This window comes from Azorhizobium doebereinerae UFLA1-100, assembly GCF_000473085.1.
Lineage (GTDB): Bacteria > Pseudomonadota > Alphaproteobacteria > Rhizobiales > Xanthobacteraceae > Azorhizobium > Azorhizobium doebereinerae.
Window position 1 is genome coordinate 94253 of the sequence record NZ_AXBA01000017.1, and the last position, 21909, is coordinate 116161.

General features: G+C 67.6%; 12 protein-coding genes. 6 read left to right on the forward strand and 6 right to left on the reverse strand.

The window, feature by feature from the left end:
* Positions 1-61: 61 nt before the first annotated feature.
* Positions 62-2836 carry a preprotein translocase subunit SecA gene (gene secA / locus YU1_RS0114470; protein WP_029004682.1) on the reverse strand — a complete coding sequence of 925 codons (2775 nt, stop codon included), beginning with the start codon at positions 2834-2836 and terminating at the stop codon, positions 62-64.
* Positions 2837-3299: 463 nt separating this feature from the next.
* On the opposite strand from secA, the gene YU1_RS29540 reads away from it, so the two are divergent.
* From YU1_RS29540 to YU1_RS0114495, 5 genes are all read left to right on the forward strand, one after another.
* Positions 3300-4505, forward strand: a complete 1206-nt coding sequence (locus YU1_RS29540; protein ID WP_051356873.1) for an efflux RND transporter periplasmic adaptor subunit — start codon at positions 3300-3302, stop codon at positions 4503-4505.
* A 32-nt stretch (positions 4506-4537) separates the two neighbouring features.
* Positions 4538-7759, forward strand: a complete 3222-nt coding sequence (locus YU1_RS29545) for an efflux RND transporter permease subunit (protein ID WP_084539876.1) — start codon at positions 4538-4540, stop codon at positions 7757-7759.
* Between the two features lie 164 nt (positions 7760-7923).
* Positions 7924-11256, forward strand: a complete 3333-nt coding sequence (locus YU1_RS0114485) for a transglutaminase family protein (protein WP_029004683.1) — start codon at positions 7924-7926, stop codon at positions 11254-11256.
* Positions 11257-11575: 319 nt separating this feature from the next.
* A complete protein-coding gene (locus tag YU1_RS0114490) occupies positions 11576-14080 on the forward strand; it encodes a circularly permuted type 2 ATP-grasp protein (protein WP_035715409.1) in 2505 nt (834 codons plus the stop codon).
* A 9-nt stretch (positions 14081-14089) separates the two neighbouring features.
* Complete coding sequence (locus YU1_RS0114495) at positions 14090-14998, forward strand: transglutaminase family protein (protein WP_029004685.1); 909 nt, start codon at positions 14090-14092, stop codon at positions 14996-14998.
* A gap of 21 nt (positions 14999-15019) precedes the next feature.
* On the opposite strand, the gene YU1_RS0114500 is transcribed toward YU1_RS0114495, so the two are convergent.
* From YU1_RS0114500 to YU1_RS0114520, 5 genes are all read right to left on the reverse strand, one after another.
* Positions 15020-16372: a TRAP transporter large permease gene (locus tag YU1_RS0114500; RefSeq protein WP_029004686.1), complete on the reverse strand. Its 1353-nt coding sequence runs from the start codon at positions 16370-16372 to the stop codon at positions 15020-15022.
* The gene (locus YU1_RS0114505; protein ID WP_029004687.1) at positions 16369-16947 is read right to left on the reverse strand and encodes a TRAP transporter small permease; all 579 of its coding nucleotides are present in this window, start codon (positions 16945-16947) and stop codon (positions 16369-16371) included. Before YU1_RS0114505 ends, YU1_RS0114500 begins: the two co-directional genes overlap by 4 nt.
* Positions 16944-17966: a TRAP transporter substrate-binding protein DctP gene (gene dctP / locus YU1_RS0114510; protein WP_029004688.1), complete on the reverse strand. Its 1023-nt coding sequence runs from the start codon at positions 17964-17966 to the stop codon at positions 16944-16946. Before dctP ends, YU1_RS0114505 begins: the two co-directional genes overlap by 4 nt.
* 176 nt (positions 17967-18142) lie before the next feature.
* Positions 18143-19669, reverse strand: coding sequence for a malonate--CoA ligase (locus YU1_RS0114515; protein WP_029004689.1), 1527 nt, complete (start codon positions 19667-19669; stop codon positions 18143-18145).
* A complete protein-coding gene (locus YU1_RS0114520) occupies positions 19666-21036 on the reverse strand; it encodes a malonyl-CoA decarboxylase (RefSeq protein ID WP_029004690.1) in 1371 nt (456 codons plus the stop codon). Before YU1_RS0114520 ends, YU1_RS0114515 begins: the two co-directional genes overlap by 4 nt.
* 194 nt (positions 21037-21230) lie before the next feature.
* On the opposite strand from YU1_RS0114520, the gene YU1_RS0114525 reads away from it, so the two are divergent.
* Positions 21231-21905 (forward strand): GntR family transcriptional regulator, encoded by a 675-nt coding sequence (locus YU1_RS0114525; protein WP_029004691.1) that lies wholly within the window; start codon positions 21231-21233, stop codon positions 21903-21905.
* Positions 21906-21909 lie beyond the last annotated feature (4 nt).

Below are 21909 nucleotides of genomic sequence, written 5' to 3' on the forward strand. Positions count from 1 at the left end.
CCGCCCGGGGCTTCTCAATTTGAAAGTCGGCAAGGTATTGGCTGGCCCGCCTCGCCCGGCCTCAGGCGAAGCGGCCGTGGCAGTGCTTGAACTTCTTGCCAGAGCCGCAGGGGCAGGCCTCGTTGCGGCCCACCTTGCCCCAGGTCGAGGGGTCGTTGGGATCGCGGTCGGCCACCGCCACGTCGCCGGCCAGCGCCAGTTCCGGCCGCACGCCGATGGCGGCCCCGCTGCTCGCCAGTTCGTCCTCGCCGGTGGAGGCGTCGATGTGATGCGCCTCCATGGGGGGCAGTTCCGTGGGCTGGGGCGTCGAGACGATCTCCACCCGCATCAGCTGGGCGGTGACGATCTCGCGCAGCCGGCCGAGCATGGCGGCGAACAGCTGGAAGGCTTCCGACTTGTATTCGTTGAGCGGATCGCGCTGGCCGTAGCCGCGCAGCCCGATCACCTGGCGCAGGTGGTCCAGCATGGCGATGTGCTCGCGCCAGAGGTGATCCAGCGTTTGCAGCAGGATCGACTTCTCCACGTAGCGCATCAGCTCGGGGCCGTACTGGCCGCTCTTGGCCGCCATCCACTCGTCGGCCTTCTGGATCACGCGCTCGGTGACTTCCGGCCCGCCGATGCCTTCCTCCTTCGCCCAGTCCTCGATGGGAAGGGCGAGGGTGAGCACGTCGCGCACCGCGAAGTCGAGACCCTTCACATCCCATTGCTCGGGATAGGAATTGACTGGGATGTACTTGGCGACGAGATCGGTGATGACGTCGTGGCGCATGTCCTCGACGGTCTCGGCGACGTCGTCGTCGTTCATCAGCTCCACGCGCTGCTCGAACACCACCTTGCGCTGGTCGTTGAGCACGTCGTCATACTTCAGCAGGTTCTTGCGGATGTCGTAGTTGCGAGCCTCGACCTTCTGCTGCGCCTTTTCCAGGGCCCGGTTGATCCAGGGATGGATGATCGCCTCGCCTTCCTTCAGGCCGAGGCGCTTGAGCATGCCTTCCAGCCGGTCAGAGCCGAAGATCCGCATCAGGTCGTCTTCGAGCGACAAGAAGAACTTCGAATGGCCGGGGTCGCCCTGACGGCCGGAGCGGCCGCGCAACTGGTTGTCGATGCGCCGGCTCTCGTGGCGCTCGGTGCCGAGCACATAGAGGCCGCCGGCATCCAGCGCCTGCTGCTTGAGGACCGCGATCTCGTCGCGGATCTTCTGCTCGGCCGCCTCGCGCTCCGGTCCGGCCGGAAGTTCGCCCAGTTCCTGGGCGATGCGCATCTCCAGATTGCCGCCGAGCTGGATGTCCGTGCCACGGCCGGCCATGTTGGTGGCGATGGTCACGGCACCGGGCACGCCGGCCTGGGAGACGATGAAGGCTTCCTGCTCGTGGTAGCGGGCGTTCAGCACCGCGAAGCTGCGCCCGTCCGAGGCCGTGGTGAAGGCCTTGGCGTCGGAAAAGTCCTTCTGGCGGAAGCCGGCTTCCTTCAGCCGCTCGGCCAGCAGTTCGGACTTCTCGATGGAGGTGGTGCCCACGAGCACCGGCTGCTTGCGCTCCGCGCATTCGTCGATGAGCTTGACGATGGCGTCATACTTCTCCCGCGTGGTGCGGTAGACCTCGTCGTCGTCGTCGATGCGCTGGACCTTCCGGTTGGTGGGCACTTCCACCACGTCCAGCTTGTAGATGTCGGAGAATTCGGACGCCTCGGTGGAGGCCGTTCCGGTCATACCGCCGAGCTTTTCGTACAGGCGGAAATAATTCTGGAAAGTGATGGAGGCCAGCGTCTGGTTTTCCGGCTGGACGGTGACCCGCTCCTTGGCCTCCAGCGCCTGGTGCAGCCCTTCCGAATAGCGCCGGCCCGGCATCATGCGGCCGGTGAACTCGTCGATGATGACCACTTCATCGTTGCGCACGATGTAATCCTTGTCCCGCTGGAACAAGGTATGCGCGCGCAGCGCCTGGTTGACGTGGTGGACCACCGAGACGTTCTCGATGTCGTAGAGCGAGTCGGACTTCAGCAGGCCGGCGTCGCGCAGCGTCTGCTCCATCTTCTCCATGCCGGCTTCGGTCATGGCGACGGAGCGCTGCTTCTCATCCACGTCATAATCGCCCTTGGCGAGGCCCGGGATGAACTTGTCGATGGTGTTGTAGAAATCCGAGCGGTCGTCGAGCGGGCCGGAAATGATGAGCGGCGTGCGCGCCTCGTCCACCAGGATCGAGTCCACCTCGTCCACGATGGCGTAGAAGTGCGGGCGCTGCACCATCTGGGCGCGCTCATACTTCATGTTGTCGCGCAGGTAATCGAAGCCCAGCTCGTTGTTGGTGGCATAGGTCACGTCGCACTGGTAGGCGGCGCGGCGCTGGTCGTCGTCGAGGCCGTGGACGATGATGCCGGTGGTGAGCCCGAGGAAGCCGTAGATGCGCGCCATCCATTCGGCGTCGCGCTTGGCGAGATAGTCGTTGACGGTGACGACGTGCACGCCCTTGCCGGCGAGCGCATTCAGATAGACCGGCAGGGTCGCCACAAGCGTCTTGCCTTCGCCGGTGCGCATCTCGGCGATGCCGGCATCGTGCAGGACCATGCCGCCGATGAGCTGCACGTCGAACGGGCGCAGCCCCAGCACGCGCTTGGCCGCCTCGCGCACGGTTGCGAACGCCGGCACCAGCAGGTCGTCCAGGGTCTTGCCCTCGGCGATCTGCTGGCGGAATTCCTGCGTCCGCCCCCGAAGCTGTTCGTCGGTGAGCTTGGCGATCTCCGGTTCAAGCCGGTTGATGGCCTCCACGGTGGGGCGATAGCCGCGGACCCGGCGATCGTTCGCGGAGCCGAAAATCTTGCGGGCAAGTCCACCAAGCATCTGTCGCGTCTCTTATCCGTGCCGTCCTGACGTCAGCGAAGGGCGGAGACGGCCGCCGGACCCTCCGGGAAAGCGCCCTCATCGACGCGCAATAGGGCGTCAGCAAGTCCGCTGGGTATTATCGGCATCGGCTGCGGCGATTAGGCCACACCCGGCCGAAAAACGCCGCGACGGGCTGCCTGACACGCCGCCCGGAGACTTATGAACGGGTCGCCGGCTTGTCAATGCGAGGAGCCCGGGAAATGCGGCGCGGCGCGCTTTCCGTTGCCCTGGGCGGACTCCGGTAGCTTCATGCCGCCGCCCTGGCGAAGCTGCCGGAGCGTCACACCCTGCTACGATCCTCCGACGAGACGCACGGGACGCTCATGGACACGGAGCGGGCGCGCTGCGTAGTATCCGGCGGGTTTGACGTCGGGGGACGGTGATGACGGTTTGCGTGCGGTTTGCGGGGCGGGTTGACGAGATGTTCCGCGGACGGCTGGGCCGTGTGCTGTGGCCCGCGCTGGCCGTCCTCGCGGTGGCCGGCTGTAACGAGAAGAACGAGTACGTCGCCCCGCCGCCGCCGACCGTGACGGTCGCTCCGGCGCTCCAGCAGCCGGTGACGCGCTACCTGGAGCTCACCGGCAACACGGCCTCCATCAATACCGTGGACCTCAACGCCCGCGTGCAGGGGTTCCTGACCAGCATCAATTACCAGGATGGCGCCCTGGTGAAGAAGGGGACGACCCTCTTCGTCATCGAGCAGGACCAGTACAAGGCCGACGTGGATCAGGCCAAGGCGACGCTCGCCGCCAAGCAGGCGGCGCAGGTCCAGGCCGAAGCCGAGTTCAACCGGCAGAACCAACTCGCCAAGCAGGACTTCGCCTCGCAGGCCACCCTCGACCAGGCGCGCGCCAAGCGCGACGGCGCGGTGGCCGACGTGCAGAACGCCCAGGCCAGCCTCGTGCTGGCCGAAATCAACCTCGGCTATACCGAGGTGCGTGCGCCGTTCGACGGCGTGGTGACGGCGCATCTTCAGGATGTCGGCGCGCTGGTCGGCTACGGCAGCCCCACCAAGCTTGCCACCATCGTCGAGGTGGACCCGATCTATGTGTGGTTCACCCTGTCCGAGACACAGGTGCTGCGCATCAAGGAGGGTCTTGCCAAGATGGGCAAGACCCTGCGCAGCGTGCAGGCCGACCTGAACAACATCAGCGTCGAGATCGGCCTCCAGACGGAGGAGGGCTACCCCCATAAGGGCAAGCTCGACTATATCGCACCCCAGGTGGACCCCAATACCGGCACGCTGACGGTGCGCGCGATCTTCGAGAACAAGGATCTCTCCCTCATTCCCGGCCTGTTCGCCCGCATCCGCCTGCCGCTGGGCCCGTCGAGCGAGACGGTTCTGGTGCTCGATTCGACCATCGGCACGAACCAGAGCGGCAGCTATGTGCTGACCGTCGGCGCCGACGGCGTGGTGAAGCAGACCAACGTGGGCCTCGGGCAGATCCAGGGCCAGGGCCTGCGGGCCGTGACCGCCGGCCTCGCCAAGGGCGACCAGGTGATCGTCAACGGCATGCAGCGCGCGGTCCCCGGTTCCAAGGTGACGGTGCAGCAGGGCGCCATGGTGGCCGAGGAGCCGAAGAAACCGATCGCCCCCGCCGCGGCTCCGTCCGCGCCGAAGAACTGAGCATCAGGCCCTCTCGCACCTAGGCGGCGATCATGATTTCGCGCTTTTTCATCGAGCGGCCCGTCCTGGCGAACGTGCTCGCGCTCTTCTTCGTCCTGATCGGTGCCGTGTGCGTGCTGCGCCTGCCGGTGGCGCAGTACCCCAATATCGTCCCGCCCACGGTGACGGTGACGGTGAGCTATCCCGGCGCCAGCGCCAAGACCATGGTGGACACGGTCGCCCTGCCGATCGAGCAGCAGGTGAACGGCGTCGAGGGCATGCTCTACATGCAGTCCTGGTCGGCGAGCGACGGCACCTACACGCTGGTCGTCACCTTCGCCATCGGCACCGACCCCAACATGGCGCAGGTGCTGGTGCAGAACCGGGTCTCCATCGCCATGGCCTCGCTGCCCCAGTCGGTGCAGCAGCAGGGCGTGACCGTGCTCCAGAAGGGCACGTCGATCCTGGAGTTCGTGGCGCTGACCTCGCCCGACGGCAGCTATGACGGCCTCTATCTGTCCAACTACGCCATCATCAATATCCAGAACGAACTGGCCCGGCTCGACGGCGTCGGCAACGTCTTCATCTTCGGCGCCGGCGAATATGCCATGCGCGTCTGGCTCGACCCGGACCGGATGCAGGCCTTCGGCCTGACGCCCTCCGACGTCACCAACGCCATCAAGGGGCAGAGCCAGGAGGTCACCGCGGGCCAGACCGGCATGCCGCCGTCGCCCGCCAACACGGCGTTCCAGTACACGGTGAACATCCGGGGCCGCCTCAGCGACGTGCCCGACTATGAGAACATCATCGTCAAGGTGGACAACCAGGACGGCGGCCGGATCATCCGCGTGCGGGATGTGGGCCGGGTCGAGCTGGGCGCCCAGAGCTACAGCAAGACCTTCACCCTCGACAACAAGCCGGCCACCGGCATCGCCATCTTCCAGCTGCCGAGCGCCAACGCGCTCGACGTGGCAGCGCGGGTGAAGGCGAAGATGGAAGACCTGAAGGCCAACTTCCCGCAGGGCGTCGCCTACGAAATTCCGTTCGACACCACGCGCTTCGTCTCGGCCTCCATCGATGAAGTCTACAAGACGCTCTACGAAGCCGGCATCCTCGTGCTGGTGGTCATCATCCTGTTCCTGCAGGATTGGAGAGCGACGCTGGTGCCCGCCACCACCGTGCCGGTGACCATCATCGGCGCCTTCGCGGCCATGGCGGCGCTGGGCTTCACCATCAATCTGTCGACCCTGTTCGCGCTCATCCTCGCCATCGGCATTGTGGTGGACGACGCCATCGTGATCGTGGAGGGCGTGGCGCGGCACATCGAAGAAGGCATGGAGGGCAGGGCGGCGGCCGAAAAGGCCATGGACGAACTGTTCGGGCCCGTGATCGGCATCACCCTGGTGTTGATGTCGGTGTTCCTGCCGGCCTCCTTCATTCCCGGCCTCACCGGCCAGATGTTCAAGCAGTTCGCGCTGGTCATCGCGGCCACCGCGCTGATCTCGGCCATCAATGCGGCGACGCTGAAGCCGACGCAGTGCGCCCTATGGCTGCGCCCGCCGACCCCGCCGGAGAAGCGCAACGCCTTCTATCGCGGCTTCAACGCGGTCTACGATCGCTGCGAGCATTGGTATGCCGGCCTGATGGATCGCATGGTGCATCGCGCCGGCCTGATGGTGGTGGTGGCCCTGGTGCTGATCGGCATCGCCGGCTACGGCCTCACCCGCGTACCCACCTCCTTCCTGCCCATCGAGGACCAGGGCTATTTCGTGCTCGCTGTCCAACTGCCGGACGGCGCCTCCACCGAGCGCTCCAACGCGGTGGTCGCGAAGGTCTCGGAGATCGCCAAGAAGATCCCCGGCGTCGCTTCCGTGATTGGCATCACCGGCATCTCGGCGCTGGACAACAATGCCTCGCTCAGCAGCGCCGGCGTGCTCTACGTGACGCTGAACGACTGGGGGGGGCGCGACAAGCAGAAGGGGCAGGACCTGCTCTCGCTGTACAATCGCTTCAACGCCGAGATGGGCAAGATCGAGGAGGCGAACGTCGCGGTCCTCGTGCCGCCGGCCATCCAGGGCATTGGCAACGCCGCCGGCTTCACCATGCAGCCGCAGATCCGCGACGGCAATTTCGACTACGAACTGCTGGACAAGGTGGCGCAGGCCATCATCGAGCGCGGGCAGGCGCAGTCCGCGCTGTCCCACCTGTCCACCTCGTTCCGGGTGAGCGCGCCGCAGCTCCAGGTGGACGTGAACCGCATCAAGGCCGAGACGCTCGGCATCACGGTGGATCAGGTGTTCAACGCCATCTCCACCTATGTGGGATCGAGCTACATCACCCAGATCAACAAGTTCGGCAACGTGTTCCAGGTCTATGCGCAGGCGGATTCGAAGTACCGCGTGCGGCCTGAGGATCTGAACACGCTGAAGGTGAAGGCCGGCAACGGCACCATGGTTCCGCTGGGCACGCTGATCGATATCCGCGTCGTCCCCGGCGCGCCGTTGATCTCGCTTTACAATGTCTATCCGACCGCGACCATCGTCGGCACCAATGCCGCCGGCTTCTCTTCCGGCCAGGCGCTGACCCTGATGGAGCAGATCGCCAAGGCCACCCTGCCGCCGGGCATGGGCTTCGAATGGACCGCCATGTCCTACCAGGAGAAGCAGGTCGGGTCGCAGATGTACTACGTCTTCGCCCTCGCCATCCTGCTGGTCTACATGGTGCTGGCGGGCCAGTATGAGAGCTGGATCCAGCCGCTCTCGGTCATTCTGGCGGTGCCTCTGGCGCTGCTTGGCACCGTGGGCGCGCTCTTGGGGCTGGGGGTCGCCAACAACCTCTACACCCAGATCGGCCTGGTGCTGCTGATCGCGCTGGCGTCGAAGAACGCCATCCTGATCGTGGAATATGCCCGCGAAAAACGCGCCGAGGGCATGGACATCACCGCGGCGGCGGTGGAGGCGGCACGGCTGCGGTTCCGCCCGATCCTCATGACCTCCTTCGCCTTCATCCTCGGCGTGCTGCCGCTGGTCTTCGCCACCGGCGCCGGCGCCAATTCGCGCAAGTCCATCGGCATCGCCGTGGTCTCGGGCATGCTGGCGTCCACCTGCCTGGCGGTGCTGTTCGTGCCGTCCTTCTATACGGTGCTCCAGCGCTTCGAGGAGAAGTTCCTCAAGAAGGCGCCCCCCGCCCATGGCGGATCCGGCCAGGGTGCCCCCCCGCCCGGCGGGGACAAGGGGCCGATCACCGAAGGCGGCGGAGCTCCCGTGTCCGCATGACGGAACGGCGCCGGGTCATTCATCCGGCGCCATTCGCCGTCTTTGCGATGGCCGCCAATGGTGCCTCCCAAAGCGGCAGCACCCGCCACAAAGTCGAGCTTTCTCGGTTGCAACCCCTTGTTTAACCTTGGGCGAAGCTGCCCGCCGACCTCTGGTGATTTCTGATGTCCATTCTTGCCAATCTGCATCATGTTACCAGTTATAGCTATGACAAGCCGGTGGCGCTCGGTCCCCAGATCATCCGCCTGCGGCCCGCGCCCCATACCCGGACGGGGATCCCGGCCTACTCGCTGAAGATTTCGCCGGCGGAGCATTTCCTCAACTGGCAGCAGGACCCGTTCGGCAACTGGCAGGCCAGGCTGGTCTTCCCGGAGAAGACCACCGAATTCAAGATCGAGGTCGATCTACTGGCGGACCTGGCGGTCATCAATCCGTTCGATTTCTTCATCGAGGACTATGCCGAGCATTTCCCCTTCGCCTACGCCCCGGAGGTGAAGGCGGAACTCACGCCCTATCTCGAGCTGGAGGACGGCGGTCCGCTGCTGGACGCCTTCGTCAAGGCCATCCCGCGCGAGAAGAAGCGCATGGTGGATTTCCTGGTCGGGCTTAACCAGAAGATCCAGGGCGACGTCGGCTATGTGATCCGCATGGAGCCCGGCGTGCAGACGCCGGACGAGACGCTGTCGAGCGCGCTCGGCTCCTGCCGTGACTCTGGCTGGCTGCTGGTGCAGGTGCTGCGCCGCCTCGGCCTCGCCGCCCGCTTCGTTTCCGGCTATCTCATCCAGCTCAAGCCGGACGTGAAGTCGCTCGACGGCCCCTCCGGCACGGAGGTGGATTTCACCGATCTTCACGCCTGGGCGGAGGTCTACCTGCCGGGCGCCGGCTGGATCGGGCTGGACGCGACCTCCGGCCTGCTCTGCGGCGAGGGGCACATTCCCCTGGCGGCGACCCCGCACTATCGGTCGGCGGCACCGATCACCGGCCTCGTCGAGCCGGCGGAGGTGGAGTTCGGCTTCGACATGAAGGTGACCCGCGTGGCCGAGGCGCCGCGCGTCACGCTGCCGTTCTCGGACGAGAGCTGGGCGGCGCTGAACGCTCTGGGCGAGAAGGTGGACGCGGACCTCGTCGCCGACGACGTGCGCCTCACCATGGGCGGCGAGCCCACCTTCGTCTCCATTGACGATTATGAGGGCGCGGAGTGGAACACCGCCGCGCTCGGCGGCCAGAAGAGGGTGCGCGCGGACGAACTGGTCCGCCGCCTGCGCGCCCGTTTCGCCCCCGGCGGCTTGCTGCATTACGGGCAGGGCAAGTGGTATCCCGGAGAGCCGCTTCCGCGCTGGAACTTCGGCCTGTTCTGGCGGCGCGACGGCAAGCCGGTCTGGCGCGACGAGAAGCTGATCGCGGACGAGGCTCATGATTACGCCGTCGGCAAGAAGGATGCGGAGCGCTTCGCCGCCGCCCTCGCCGAACGGCTCGGCCTTGGGGCGAAATATGTCCTGCCGGCCTATGAGGACATCGCGCACTTCCTGCTGAAGGAAGCCGCGCTGCCGGAGAATCTCGAACCCGGCGACCCCCGGCTCGACGACCCCGAGGCCCGCATCACCCTCGCCAATGCACTGGCCAAGGGCCTGAAGGACCCGGTCGGCTTCGTCATTCCGGTGCAGCGGCTGAATGCCCAGGCGGGCAGCGGCTGGCTCAGCGAAGTCTGGCGGTTCCGGCGAGGCCACCTCTTCCTGGTCCCCGGCGACAGCGCCATCGGCTTCCGCCTGCCGCTCAATTCGCTGCCGTTCCTCGCGCCTTCGGTCTATCCCTTCACCATCCCGGCCGATCCGTTCGAAGCGCGCGATCCGCTGCCCGATCCGGACGAGATGGTGCAGAGCTATCTCCGCGATGCTGCGACCGGCCATGTGCCGGCAGCCGAGCAGGCCCGGCAGAACCTGTCGAAATATCTCGCCCACTCGGAGCCAGTGGCCAATTCGGTGCGCACCGCCGTGTGCGTCGAGGCGCGCGACGGGCGGCTGTGCGTGTTCCTGCCGCCCCTGACCACGCTGGAGGATTTCCTCGACTTCATCGCGGCGGTGGAGGCGGTCGCGGCGGAACTCAAGACGCCGGTGCATCTGGAGGGCTATCCCCCGCCGTTCGATCCGCGGCTCCAGGTCATCGGCATCGCGGCCGATCCCGGCGTGCTGGAAGTGAACGTGCATCCCTCCGCCAACTGGCAGGGCTGCGTGGAGACCACGCGGATCCTCTATGAGGAAGCCCGCCTCGCCCGCCTCGGCACCGAGAAGTTCATGACCGACGGGCGCCACACCGGCACCGGCGGCGGCAACCACGTGGTGGTGGGCGGCTCCACCCCGGCGGACAGCCCGTTCCTGCGGCGGCCCGATTTGCTGCGGAGCCTCATCCTGTTCTGGCAGCGCCATCCCTCGCTGTCCTATCTGTTCTCCGGCCTGTTCATCGGCCCCACTTCGCAGCATCCGCGCATCGACGAGGCCCGCCACGACAGCCTCTACGAGCTGGAGATCGCCCTCTCGAAGATCCCGCTTCCGGGCACCGGCCAGCCGCCGATGCCCTGGCTGGTGGACCGGCTGCTGCGCAACATCCTGATGGACGTGACCGGCAACACCCACCGCACTGAAATCTCCATCGACAAGCTCTATTCGCCGGACGGCCCGACCGGCCGCCTCGGCCTGGTGGAATTCCGCTGCTTCGAGATGCCGCCGGACTGGCGCATGAGCCTCGCCCAGCAACTGCTGCTGCGCGCGCTCATCGCCGCGCTCTGGCGCCAGCCGCTCACCGGCGGCTGCGTGCGTTGGGGCACGGCGCTGAACGACCGCTACATGCTGCCGCATTATTGCTGGGCCGATTTCCTCGACGTTCTCGATCACCTGCGGGACGCCGGCTACGATTTCGATCCCGAGTGGTTCCGGGCGCAGTTCGAGTTCCGCTTCCCGGCCTTCGGCAAGGTGCAGCGGGTCGGCGTGGACATCGAGGTGCGCCAGGCGCTGGAGCCCTGGCACGTGCTGGGCGAGGAGGGTGCCGTCGGCGGCACGGTGCGCTACGTGGATTCCTCGGTGGAGCGCGTGCAGGTGAAGGTGGAGGGCTTCGTGCCCGGCCGCTACCTGCTCACCTGCAACGGCCGCCGCGTGCCGCTGACCCCCACCGGGCGCAACGGCACCTTCGTGGGCGGCGTGCGCTACAAGGCGTGGCAGCCGCCGGAGGGCCTGCACCCGACCATTCCCGTGCACACGCCCCTGGTGTTCGATCTGGTGGACACCTGGAACGGGCGCTCGCGGGGCGGCTGCGTCTACCACGTGGCCCATCCCGCGGGGCGCAATTACGAGACCTTCCCGGTCAATTCCTACGAGGCCGAGGCGCGGCGGCTGGCGCGCTTCCAGGACCATGGCCATACGCCCGGTCTGGCCTATGTCCCGGAGGAAGCCGCGCCGGACGAATTCCCGACGACGCTCGACCTGCGCCGTCCGATCGGCCTCTGACGCGTCGGGGCTTCCTCCCGAGCCGCCTGAGCATGGTGCCGATCTTCGGCTGCGGAGCGGCGTTGGATGCGGCGGCGCTTGTCTCGCGGACCACGGCGTGATCCCCTTTCCATCGCGCGCCGCCGGCGGCGCGCGATGCCCGGTTCGCGGCCGAAGCCCGTGCATAAGCGGGCAAGCGTAGCCTGAAGGGTTAGGGAGGCGTCCGGCTTATCGTTAAGCTCTCCCTTTCGCGCCCGCAGCCTCGGGCAAGCGGACTGTTGTGAGATGGCGGATCGCGCTGCCGTGGCGGATGCGCGGGCGAGACGGGAGAGGGAAGACGGTGTCCGGCGCGGAGACCCGCAGCATCGCGTTCGAGCAGGCAGCCGTGGAGAGCGTCCTCGGCGGCTACGAAACCTTGCCCGGCGTCCGCGATGAGATGATGGATGCCGACGGGCAGCCGCGCGCGCACTGGGTTGCCTTTCTCGCCTCCCTCGCCGAACTCGGCCCCGACGACCTGCGCCGCCGGTTCTCCGCCGCCGACCGCTACCTGCGCGAATCCGGTGTCTTCTACCGGGTGTATGACGACGCCGGCGGCGGCGAGCGCCCCTGGTCGCTGAGCCATATCCCGCTGCTGCTGGAGAAATCCGACTGGTCGGAGCTGGCGGCCGGGCTGGTGGAGCGTGTCGAACTGCTCGAAACCGTGCTGGCGGACCTCTATGGCGCCGGCAGTCTCGTCGCCAGTGGCGCGTTGCCGGCGGCGGCCGTGGCGGGCAGCCCGGAATTCCTGCGTCCCCTGGTGGGCGTGAAGCCGCGCGGAGGGCGTTTCCTGCGCTTCTACGCCGCTGACGTGGGACGCGGCCCGGATGGACGCTGGTGGGTGCTGTCCGACCGCACGCAGGCGCCGTCCGGCGTCGGCTATGCGCTGGAGAACCGTCTTGCGGTGACGCGGGCGCTGCCGGATGTCTCGCGCACCCTGCGCATGGAACGCCTCGCCTCCTTCTTCCAGAGCTTCCGCACCTCGCTGCTCAAGCTCGAGGCCACGGGCGAGGGGCGGATCGGCCTGCTCACGCCCGGCTCGCTGAACGAGACCTATTTCGAGCACGCGCTGCTCGCCCGCTATCTCGGCTTCCTGCTGGTGGAGGGTGAGGATCTCACCGTGCGCGGTGACGCGGTCAATGTCCGCACCGTGGCCGGCCTCAAGCGCGTGGACGTGCTGCTGCGCCGCCTGGATGCGGATTTCGGCGACCCGCTGGAGCTCAACGCCCATTCCCGCCTCGGCGTGCCGGGGCTGGTGCAGGCGGTCCGCCAGGGCGGCGTCGCGCTCGCCAATGCGCTCGGCGCGGGCCTCGTCGAAGCGCCGGCGCTGATGGCCTTTCTGCCGCGCATCGCCACCGAGATGCTCGGCCACCCCCTGGCCCTGCCGCATGTGGGCACCTGGTGGTGCGGGCAGGACGTCGAGCGTGCGCAGGTGATGGAGCATCTCGACGATCTGGTCATCACCTCGGCCTTCGGCGGGCGCATTCCGGGGCTTCCCCGCCGGTTTTCCGCGGTGGGCGCGGATCTGTCTCCCGCCGAGCGCCGCCGGGTGGCGGCCCTCATGGCGCAGCGGGGCGCCGACCTCGTGGGCCAGGACATCGCCCGGGTGTCCACCATGCCGGTCTGGAACGGCGACCGCCTCGTGCCGCGGCCCTTCACCCTGCGCGTTTTCCTGGCCGCCACCGAGGATGGCTGGGAAGTGATGCCCGGCGGCTTCTGCCGCATTTCCGAGAGCCTCGACGCCCGCGCCTTCTCCATGCAGCGCGGTGACCGCTCGGCGGACGTATGGGTCCTCTCCGACGGAGTGGTCAACTCGGCCACCCTGATGCCGAGCCCGGAGAATGTGCGCATCCGCCGCTCATCCGGCACGCTGCAGAGTCGCTCGGCGGACAATCTGTTCTGGCTCGGGCGCTATCTGGAGCGGGCGGAGGCCACCATGCGCGTTGTCCGCGCGCTGGTCGGGCGGCTCTCCGAGGTGGAGCCCTCGGCCGGGCCGCTGGTCGCACGCGTGCTCAGCCTGTTGTCGTCCTGGGGCGCCATGCCGCGCGACCTCGCCCGCGCCAATCCCGCGCGTTACGCCATCGCCGCGCTGACCCGCATGGACCTGCCTGGCGCGCTGCCGCAACTGGTGCGCAACGCCCGCGCTTCGGCCTCGGTGATCCGCGACCGCTTTTCGCCCGATGCCTGGCGGGCCTTGCTGGACCTGGAAAGCTGCCTGACCACGCCGGTGCCCAATGCCGCCTCCGAGGCGGATGCCTATGAGCGGGCGGACGCGGGCCTGCGCATCATCGCGGCCTTCTCCGGCCTTGCCAGCGAGAACATGAACCGGCTCGCCGGCTGGCGCTTTCTGGAGATCGGCCGGCGCATCGAGCGTTCCATCGCCATCCTGCGCTTCGCGCGCACTTTCGCCGAGCCTGCGGCCCCGCGCGGCGCGCTCAACGTGCTGCTGCAACTGGCGGACAGCCAGATCACCTACCGCACCCGCTATGTGATGCTGGAGGCGCGCGGGCCGGTGCTCGACCTCGTGATGCTTGACCCTGACAACCCGCGTTCGCTGATGTTCCAGATCCAGCGCATCGCCGACCATCTGCACGTGCTGCCGGGGCGCGATCCCGACGCGCCACCCTCGCTCTCCGAGCGCCTGGTGGCGCGCATCCTCTCCGACCTCATCGCGCGCACGGCGGAGAGTTTCGAACTCCAGCATTTCGAGGCCATGGAGGGCGATTTGCTGAAGCTGTCGGACGAGATCGGCGCGCACTATTTCATCCAGGAACCGGAAGAAACGGTCTATTGGCCCGTGGCGACCTGAGGTGGCGTGATGCTCTACGATATCCGCCAGACTACCAGCTACAGCTACGCCGTGCCGGTGCGGGCGACGAAGCAGGTGTTGCGCATGTCTCCGGTGGACCGCAAGGGCCACCAGCATGTCATCGCCCACGTGCTCGACGTCACCCCGCGCCCCAGCGAGATCGAGCGCGGACGCGATTTCTTCGGCAATGGCATCGCCTGGATGGCCATCGATGCGGCCCACGACCGGCTCGACATCGCCACCCGCAGCCGCATCGACGTGACGGTGACGCCGCTACCCGAGGCGCTGGGCACGCCGGGAGTGGAGGCGATCCGCGCGGCGGCGCTGGCCAGCCAGGACCTGGGGCCGGCCTCGCCCGTGCACGGCCTGTTCGCCAGCCGGAGCGTGCCGCTGGAGGTGGACATCGCGGACTGGGTCGCGACCTCCTGCGCCGACGACCGGCCGGTCCTGGCGGCGGCGATGGAGGTGATGACCCGCATCCACGAGGATTTCGCCTACCAGCCGGGCGCCACCTGCGTCACTACCCTGCCGGCGGAAGCGTTCGCGGCGCGCAGCGGCGTCTGTCAGGACTTCGCCCATGTGATGATCGCCGGCCTGCGCGGCCTCGGCCTTCCCGCGCGCTATGTGTCGGGCTACCTGCGCACGGTCCCCCCGGCGGGCGAGGAGCGGCTGGCGGGCGCGGACGCGACCCATGCCTGGGTGGAGGTGTGGTGCGGCGAGGAGGCGGGCTGGATCGGGCTCGACCCCACCAATGCCATCCCCGCGGGCGAGGACCATGTGATCCTCGCCATCGGCCGGGACTATGCCGACGTCTCTCCGGTGGATGGGGTGGTGGTGTCGTCTGGCAGCCAGATCCTCGCCGTGGGCGTGGACGTGGTGCCGGTGGAGCGCCCGCAGGCGGACGCGCCGGCCTCCTGAGCGGGGGCCGGGCTGCCGGACTCACCGCCCCTTGCCCATCACCAGGTCGGGCAGGCCGGTGGAGATCTGCGGGAACAGGCAGAGCAGCACCACCGCGGCCATCATCAACAGCACGAAGGGCACGGTGCCCCAGATGACGTCCTTCAGCGGGATGTCCGGGGCGATGTTCTTGATGACGAAGATGTTGAGCCCCACCGGCGGGTGGATCAGCCCCATTTCCATCACGATGGTCATCACCACGCCGAACCAGATCAGGTCGAAGCCGGCTGCCCTGAGCGGCGGCAGGATGATCGGCGCGGTCATCAGGATGATGGACACCGGCGGCAGGAAGAAGCCGAGCACCACCACGAGCAGCAGGATGGTGGCCAGCAGCAGCCACTTGGAGAGCTGCAGCGCCACGATGGCCTGCGCCGCACCCTGGCTGATGTGCAGGTAGCTCATGACATAGGAATAGAGCAGCGACATGCCGATGATGAGCATCAGCATGGTGGATTCGCGTATGGTGGAGGTGAGGATCGGCGCAAGGTCCGCCGGCTTCCACACGCCGTAGATGGCGGCGATGAGGGCCAGCGCCAGGATGCCGCCGAGGCCCGCCGTCTCGGACGGCGTCGCGTAGCCGCCATAGAGCGCGATCATCACGCCGGTGAGCAATACCACGAACGGCAGCACCCGAGGCAGGGCCGCGAAGCGGTCCCGCATGGTGAGGTTGTCTTCGTGCAGGATCTGCGAGTGCACGCCGGTGCGCTCATAGGCGGCCTTGGCGGCAGCATATTCCTGCCGGAAGCGCACCATGGCGTAGCCGGCGAACAGGACGACCAGCAGTAGGCCGGGCCCGAGGCCGGCGAGGAACAGCCGGCCCAGCGACTGCTCGGCCGCGACTGCATAAAGGATCATGGTGATGGAGGGCGGCAGCAGGATGCCGAGCGTGCCGCCGGCGGCGATGAGGCCGGCGGCGAAAGCGCCGGAATAGCCGCGCTTGCGCATCTCCGGAATGCCTGCCGAGCCGATGGCCGAGCAGGTGGCGGGGGATGACCCGGCCATGGCCGCGAACAGCGCGCAGGCGAACACGTTGGCGATGCCGAGCCCACCGGGGATGCGGTGCATCCAGGCATGCAGCGCCGAATAGAGATCCTGCCCCGCCCGCGACTTACCGATGGCGGCGCCCTTCAGGATGAACAGCGGGATCGACAGGAGGGTGATGGAGGCCATCTCCTCATAGACATTCTGCGTCACCGTATCGAGCGAGGCGGAGGGCATGAAGCCGAACATGAACAGCACCGCAACCGCGCCGAGCGCGAAGGCGATGGGCATGCCGATGAACATGGTGGCGAGGGTGGCGCCGCCATACATCAGGCCGACAACGAGCGTGCTCATGAGCGACGGCCTCCAAGGAGCGCGCAGGCCGCCTGGAGGGCGATCTGGAGGGTGAGCAGGCTCATGCCCAGCGTCATGACCGAATAGGGAATCCACATGGGCGGACCCCAGGTGGAGGAGGAGACGTGGCCGTCCTCCCACGCCTCGTGCAGCAGCGTGAAGGACTTCCAGGAGAAGAAGGCGCAGAAGGCGAGACTGGCGAGGTCCACCAGCAGCAGCCGGGCGGCATTGACGCGCGGCGGCAGCAGGGCGGTGAGCGCCTCGATGGCCACATGGCCGCGCCGTCCCTGCACATAGGCGGCGGTCATGAAGGTGGCGCCCACCAGCAGGAAGACCGAGGCTTCGTCCTGCCAGTAAGTGGGGGCGTGGAACAACAGGCGGATGACGACGCTGTAGGAGAGGATGACGCTTGCCGCCACCAGGGCGATGGAGGCCGCCACCACGATGACGGTGTTGATCCGCGTGAGCGTCGCCTGCAACACCCCCAGGACCGGGTGGGCCGCCCGCGCGGCGGAGAGGGCGCGCGCCTCCGGGGAGGCACCCGTCCCGGCGATCTCGAAGCCGTGGGCACTCATGCCTGGACCTCTTCGGCGAGCTTCAGCAGCTTGGCAGAGAGCGGGGTCTTCGCCGCATAGTCCTTCCAGGCGGTGTCGCGGGCGATGACGCGCCACTGCTCGATCACCGCGTCGCTGAGGTCGTGGACCTTGGCGCCCGCCTTGCCGAACACCTCGGCGACCTTGATGTCGTCCTCCTGCGCGCCCTTGAGGCCGAAGGGCTCCATTTCCGCGCCGACGGTGGTGATCAGGTCCTGTTGCGCCTTGGGTAGCTTGTCGAAGATGGCCTTCGACATGAGCAGCGGCTCAAGCATGAACCAGTAGGACTTGCCCTTGCCGGTGGCGAGGTTCTTCGACAGTTCCTCCAGCCGGAAGGAGATCAGGCTGGTGGAGGAGGTGATGCCGGCGTCGCACGCGCCGGTCTGCATCGCCACGTAGAGTTCGTTCGACGGCAGGTTCAGCACCGCCGCGCCCGCCGCCTGGAGCATCAGGTCCATTTCACGCGAGCCGCCGCGGATCTTCATGCCCTTGGCGTCCTCGGGGCCGACCAGCGGCCGCTCGCGGCTCGCCGCGCCGCCCGCCTGCCAGACCCAGGTGATGATCTTGACACCCTTGCCGTCCAGATAGGCGGAGAACTCCTCGCCCACCGGCTTGGTCTTCCAGGCGAGGCCCTGGGCGTAGGACGAGACGAGGCAGGGCATGAGGCCGATGTTGCATTCGGGCGCCTCGCCGCCGGCATAGGAGATGGGGTAGAGCGAGAAGTCGAGCGCGCCCTTGCGCAGGGCGGAGAACTGCGCGTTCGTCTTCATCAGCGACGAGCCGGGATAGATCTCGAACTTCAGCTCGCCATTGGAACGTTTCTCCACCTCGGTGGCGAACTTGCGCACCAGGCGGTCGCGGAAGTCGCCGTCATCGCCGGTCGAGCCGGGGAACTGGTGCGAGATCTTCAGCGTGGTGGCGGCGCTGGCCAGCCGGGAAAAGCTGATGACGGCGGGGGCGGCGATGGCACCGGCGAGCACGTGGCGGCGGGAAATGAGCATGGCTGTCCTCCTTGCGGCCACCGGCGATGCACGGGGCCTGGCTGCTTGGCGTTTCCTCCCGGCCGTCCCGATTGTTCGGGATCTTGAGCCGGAGCATATGCGTGACCTGGTTACTCAACGTCACTGTTGGGCGGCGGATCACCCGCCGCCCGGCTCATGCCGGGACGGTGCATGCGTCACGCCACGGAGCGGTAGATGTCCTTGTAGGTGTCGCGCAGCACGTTCTTCTGCACCTTGCCCATGGTGTTGCGCGGCAACTCGTCCACGAAGAAAACCTTCTTCGGCAGCTTGAACTTGGCGAGCCTGCCATCCAGCGCGGCGTGCACCTGCGCCTCCGTGAGGGCGGAGCCCGGCGTGCGCACGATCACCGCCGTGACGGCCTCGCCGAAATCCTTGTGCGGCAGGCCGATGACGGCACTTTCCAGCACGCCCGGCAGGGCGTCGATCTCGCCTTCGACTTCCTTGGGATAGACGTTGAAGCCGCCGGTGATGACGAGGTCCTTGCCGCGCCCGACGATGTGGACGTAGCCGCGACCATCGATCTTGCCGAGGTCTCCGGTGATGAAATAGCCGTCGTGGAACTCGGACGCGGTTTTCTCCGGCAGCTTCCAATAACCCTTGAAGACGTTGGGTCCCTTCACCTCGATGGAGCCGATCTCCTCCGGCCCCAGTATGGCGCCGGTGGCGGGGTCGGCGATGCGCACCTCGATGCCGGGCAGGGGATAGCCCACCGTGCCGGCGATGCGTGCGCCGTCGTAGGGGTTGGAGGTGTTCATGCCGGTCTCGGTCATGCCGTAGCGCTCGAGAATGGCCTGGCCGGTCTTTTCCTCGAAGGCGCGGTGCGTCTCGGCCAGCAGGGGGGCCGAGCCGGAGACGAACAGGCGCATGTGCGCGGTCGCCTCGCGGGTGAGCCCGGGCTGGTCGAGCAGACGGGTATAGAAGGTGGGCACGCCCATCAGCGTGGTTGCCTTCGGCATTAGGCGCAGCACCTCGGCCGCATCGAACTTCGGGCAGAAGATCATGCTGGCGCCGGCCATCAGGATGATGTCGCCGGCGACGAACAGGCCATGGGTGTGGAAGATGGGCAGGGCGTGGATCAGCACGTCGTCGGCGGTGAAGCGCCAGTAGTCGCGCAGCGTCACCGCGTTCGAGAGCAGGTTGGCATGGGAGAGCATGGCGCCCTTGGCGCGGCCCGTGGTGCCGGAGGTGTAGAGGATGCCGGCGAGGTCGTCCGGCCCGCGCGGCACGTCGTCGAACGTGTCGGGTTGGCCGGCGGCGGCGTCCATGATCGAGCCTTTGCCGTCGGCGCCGAGCGTCTCCACGTGTGGCACGTTCAGCTTGGTGGCGAGCGCGCGTACCGCGTCCGCCGTCTCCGGCCGCACCACCGCCACGGTGGGCTCGGCATCGGAAAGGAAATATTCGAGCTCGGAGAGCGTGTAGGCAGTATTGAGCGGAAGGTAAGCAGCCCCGGCGCGCAGGGTGGCGAGATAGAGCACGAAGGCTGGCCAGGACTTCTCCACCTGCACCGCCACCCGGTCACCCGGCTTCACGCCCCGCGCCACGAGCACGTTGGCGAGGCGGGCGGACAGCGCCAGGGCGTCGCCATAGCTCGCGACGCTGCCGTCGGGATGGATGGCGAGCGGCTTGGCGAGATCCGGCATGGCGCCGCGCATGGCGGCGAAGAGATGGTTGGTCGTGGTCATGCTGTGGGCACCAGGGCGCGCGGCGAGGATTCGCCGCGGAGGAGTTTCTTCACCGCCGCGCTCGCCACGACGTCGCCCTTGGCGGCGAAGGTCTCGTGGTTCTTCTCGATGTCGGAGAGCACATAGCGGTAGTTGACCATGGTGCCGAAGGCTTGCGCCACGCCCTTTTCGGACAGGTCGCCCATGGGGTTGATGCGTTCGAGCCGCGCGCCGTTGCCGAGGTGGAAGCGGGCGACAGGATCGATCGGGCGGCCCTTGGCGGTCTTGGCCACCAGGAAATAATGCGCGGCGAGCGCGTTCATGAGCGGCGAGAGCTCGGCGCGCACCGCCTCCTGCTCGATCCAGTCCGGGCTGTCGAGCAGCGCCAGCAGTTCCTGGTCGGCGGCGGAAAGCACGGCGGAGCTGGCGGCACGGCGCTCCCCGTCGAGCCATTTGCGGAAGCCGGGCACCGGCGAGAGCGTGAGGAAGGTGGTGAGCGAGGGAATCTCGCGGGAGATTTCCTCCACCACCTGCTTGATGAGGAAATGACCGAAGCTCACCCCGGCGAGGCCGCGCTGGCAGTTGGAGATGGAGTAGAACACGGCGGTGGTGGCGGTGCCGGGGGCGATGGGGTCGCGGGTCTGGTCGAGAATGGGGGCGATGGCGCCGGGCGTCTCCCGCATCAGCGCCACTTCCACGAAGATCAGCGGCTCATCAACCATGGCGGGATGGAAGAAGGCGTAGCAGTGCCGGTCCGGGCTGTCGACGCGGGCGCGCAGGTCGTCCCAGTCGCGGATGGCATGCACCGCCTCATAGCGGATGATCTTCTCCAGCACGTTGGCGGGCGTCGACCAGTCGATGCGGCGCAGGACCAGGAAGCCCCGGTTGAACCAGGACGAGAACAGGTGGCTGAAGTCATTGTCGACCGGAGCCAGTTCCCGGCGGCGCTCCATGGCGTCCATCAGGTGCTCGCGCATGTGCACGAGGTCGGCGGTGGCGCCGGTAGCCATGTTGAGCCGACGGAACAATTGCTGGCGGCGCGGCTCGCTGGCCGCGTGCAGCTCGGCCACGGCGGCCTCGCCGGGCTTGGCGGCATAAGCGGCGATGGCCGCGTCCAGCCGCGCGAGGTCGGGGCCGAACACTTCAAGCAGGGCCTCGAAGAAGGCGATGCGCTCGCCGGTCTTCATCTGGGCGTAGCGGGACAGGATTTCGGCCGCGAGGGCGACACCCGATGCCTCGCCACGGCCGGACAGCAATTCCTGGCAGCGGTCCACCAGCGTCGCGGCGCGGGTGGCGCCGTTGGTGCGGCCGGAGCGATCGAGCAGGGCGCGCCCACGGTCGGCGATGGTGGTGAGGAGGTCGCCGAAGAACGAGCTGTTGGAACTCATCACGCCGGTCCTCTCGGTTGGAAACGGACATGGAGCGGGCACAAAGAGGGAGATTCCGCCACTCCTGTTCCTCGCCCCGGCCCCACTTTAGCACGACCCGCCGGGCGACCGTCGACCTTATGAAAGGGACTCTTGCATCTGTTGTCAACAATCATGTATGCAAGTTTATAGAGGTTGCATTTGGAGGTCGTCCGGTGCGTGGAGAGGCGACCCCGCGGTTGCGGGAGGCCCTGGAAGACGACATCGTGGCCGGGCGGCTGAAGCCCGGGCAGCGCCTGGACGAGGTGGGCCTCGCCGAGCGGTTCGATGTCTCGCGCACGCCTATTCGCGAAGCCCTGATCCAGCTCGCCGCCTCCGGCATGGTGGAGATCCGCCCGCGCCGGGGCGCCTTCGTCGCGCTGCTGGGCCCGCGCGAACTCATCGAATCGTTCGAGCTGATGGCGGAGATCGAGGCCGCATGCGGCCGTCTCGCCGCCCGCCGGATGACGGCGGATGATCGCGCGGCGATGCAGGCCGCCCATGCCGACTGCGCCCGCGCGGTCGCCGCGGGCGACAGGGAAACCTATTACGCCGAGAATGCCCGCTTCCACGGCGCCATCTATGCCGCCACCGGCAACCGCATCCTGGCGGCCGAGGCAGTGCGGCACCAGCGGCTGCTGCAACCCTATCGGCGCCTGCAATTGCGCGTGGCGCGGCGCATGGATGCCTCCTTCGCCGAGCACCAGGGCATCCTGGAGGCGTTGCTGGAGGGGCAGGGGGATCTCGCGGCCGAGCGACTGCGGGCCCATGTGCTGGTCCAGGGCGAGCGCTTCCTCAACCTCATCAGCGCGCTCCAGGACGAGGCCGACGCCCTCGCGCGCGCCGGCTGACCGG

Bases quoted from the DNA above. Each gene is read 5' to 3' on its own strand.
- secA (WP_029004682.1), bottom strand. From the start codon at position 2,836: ATGCTTGGTGGACTTGCCCGCAAGATTTTCGGCTCCGCGAACGATCGC.
- YU1_RS29540 (WP_051356873.1), top strand. From the start codon at position 3,300: ATGTTCCGCGGACGGCTGGGCCGTGTGCTGTGGCCCGCGCTGGCCGTC.
- YU1_RS29545 (WP_084539876.1), top strand. From the start codon at position 4,538: ATGATTTCGCGCTTTTTCATCGAGCGGCCCGTCCTGGCGAACGTGCTC.
- YU1_RS0114485 (WP_029004683.1), top strand. From the start codon at position 7,924: ATGTCCATTCTTGCCAATCTGCATCATGTTACCAGTTATAGCTATGAC.
- YU1_RS0114495 (WP_029004685.1), top strand. From the start codon at position 14,090: ATGCTCTACGATATCCGCCAGACTACCAGCTACAGCTACGCCGTGCCG.
- YU1_RS0114500 (WP_029004686.1), bottom strand. From the start codon at position 16,372: ATGAGCACGCTCGTTGTCGGCCTGATGTATGGCGGCGCCACCCTCGCC.
- YU1_RS0114505 (WP_029004687.1), bottom strand. From the start codon at position 16,947: ATGAGTGCCCACGGCTTCGAGATCGCCGGGACGGGTGCCTCCCCGGAG.
- dctP (WP_029004688.1), bottom strand. From the start codon at position 17,966: ATGCTCATTTCCCGCCGCCACGTGCTCGCCGGTGCCATCGCCGCCCCC.
- YU1_RS0114515 (WP_029004689.1), bottom strand. From the start codon at position 19,669: ATGACCACGACCAACCATCTCTTCGCCGCCATGCGCGGCGCCATGCCG.
- YU1_RS0114520 (WP_029004690.1), bottom strand. From the start codon at position 21,036: ATGAGTTCCAACAGCTCGTTCTTCGGCGACCTCCTCACCACCATCGCC.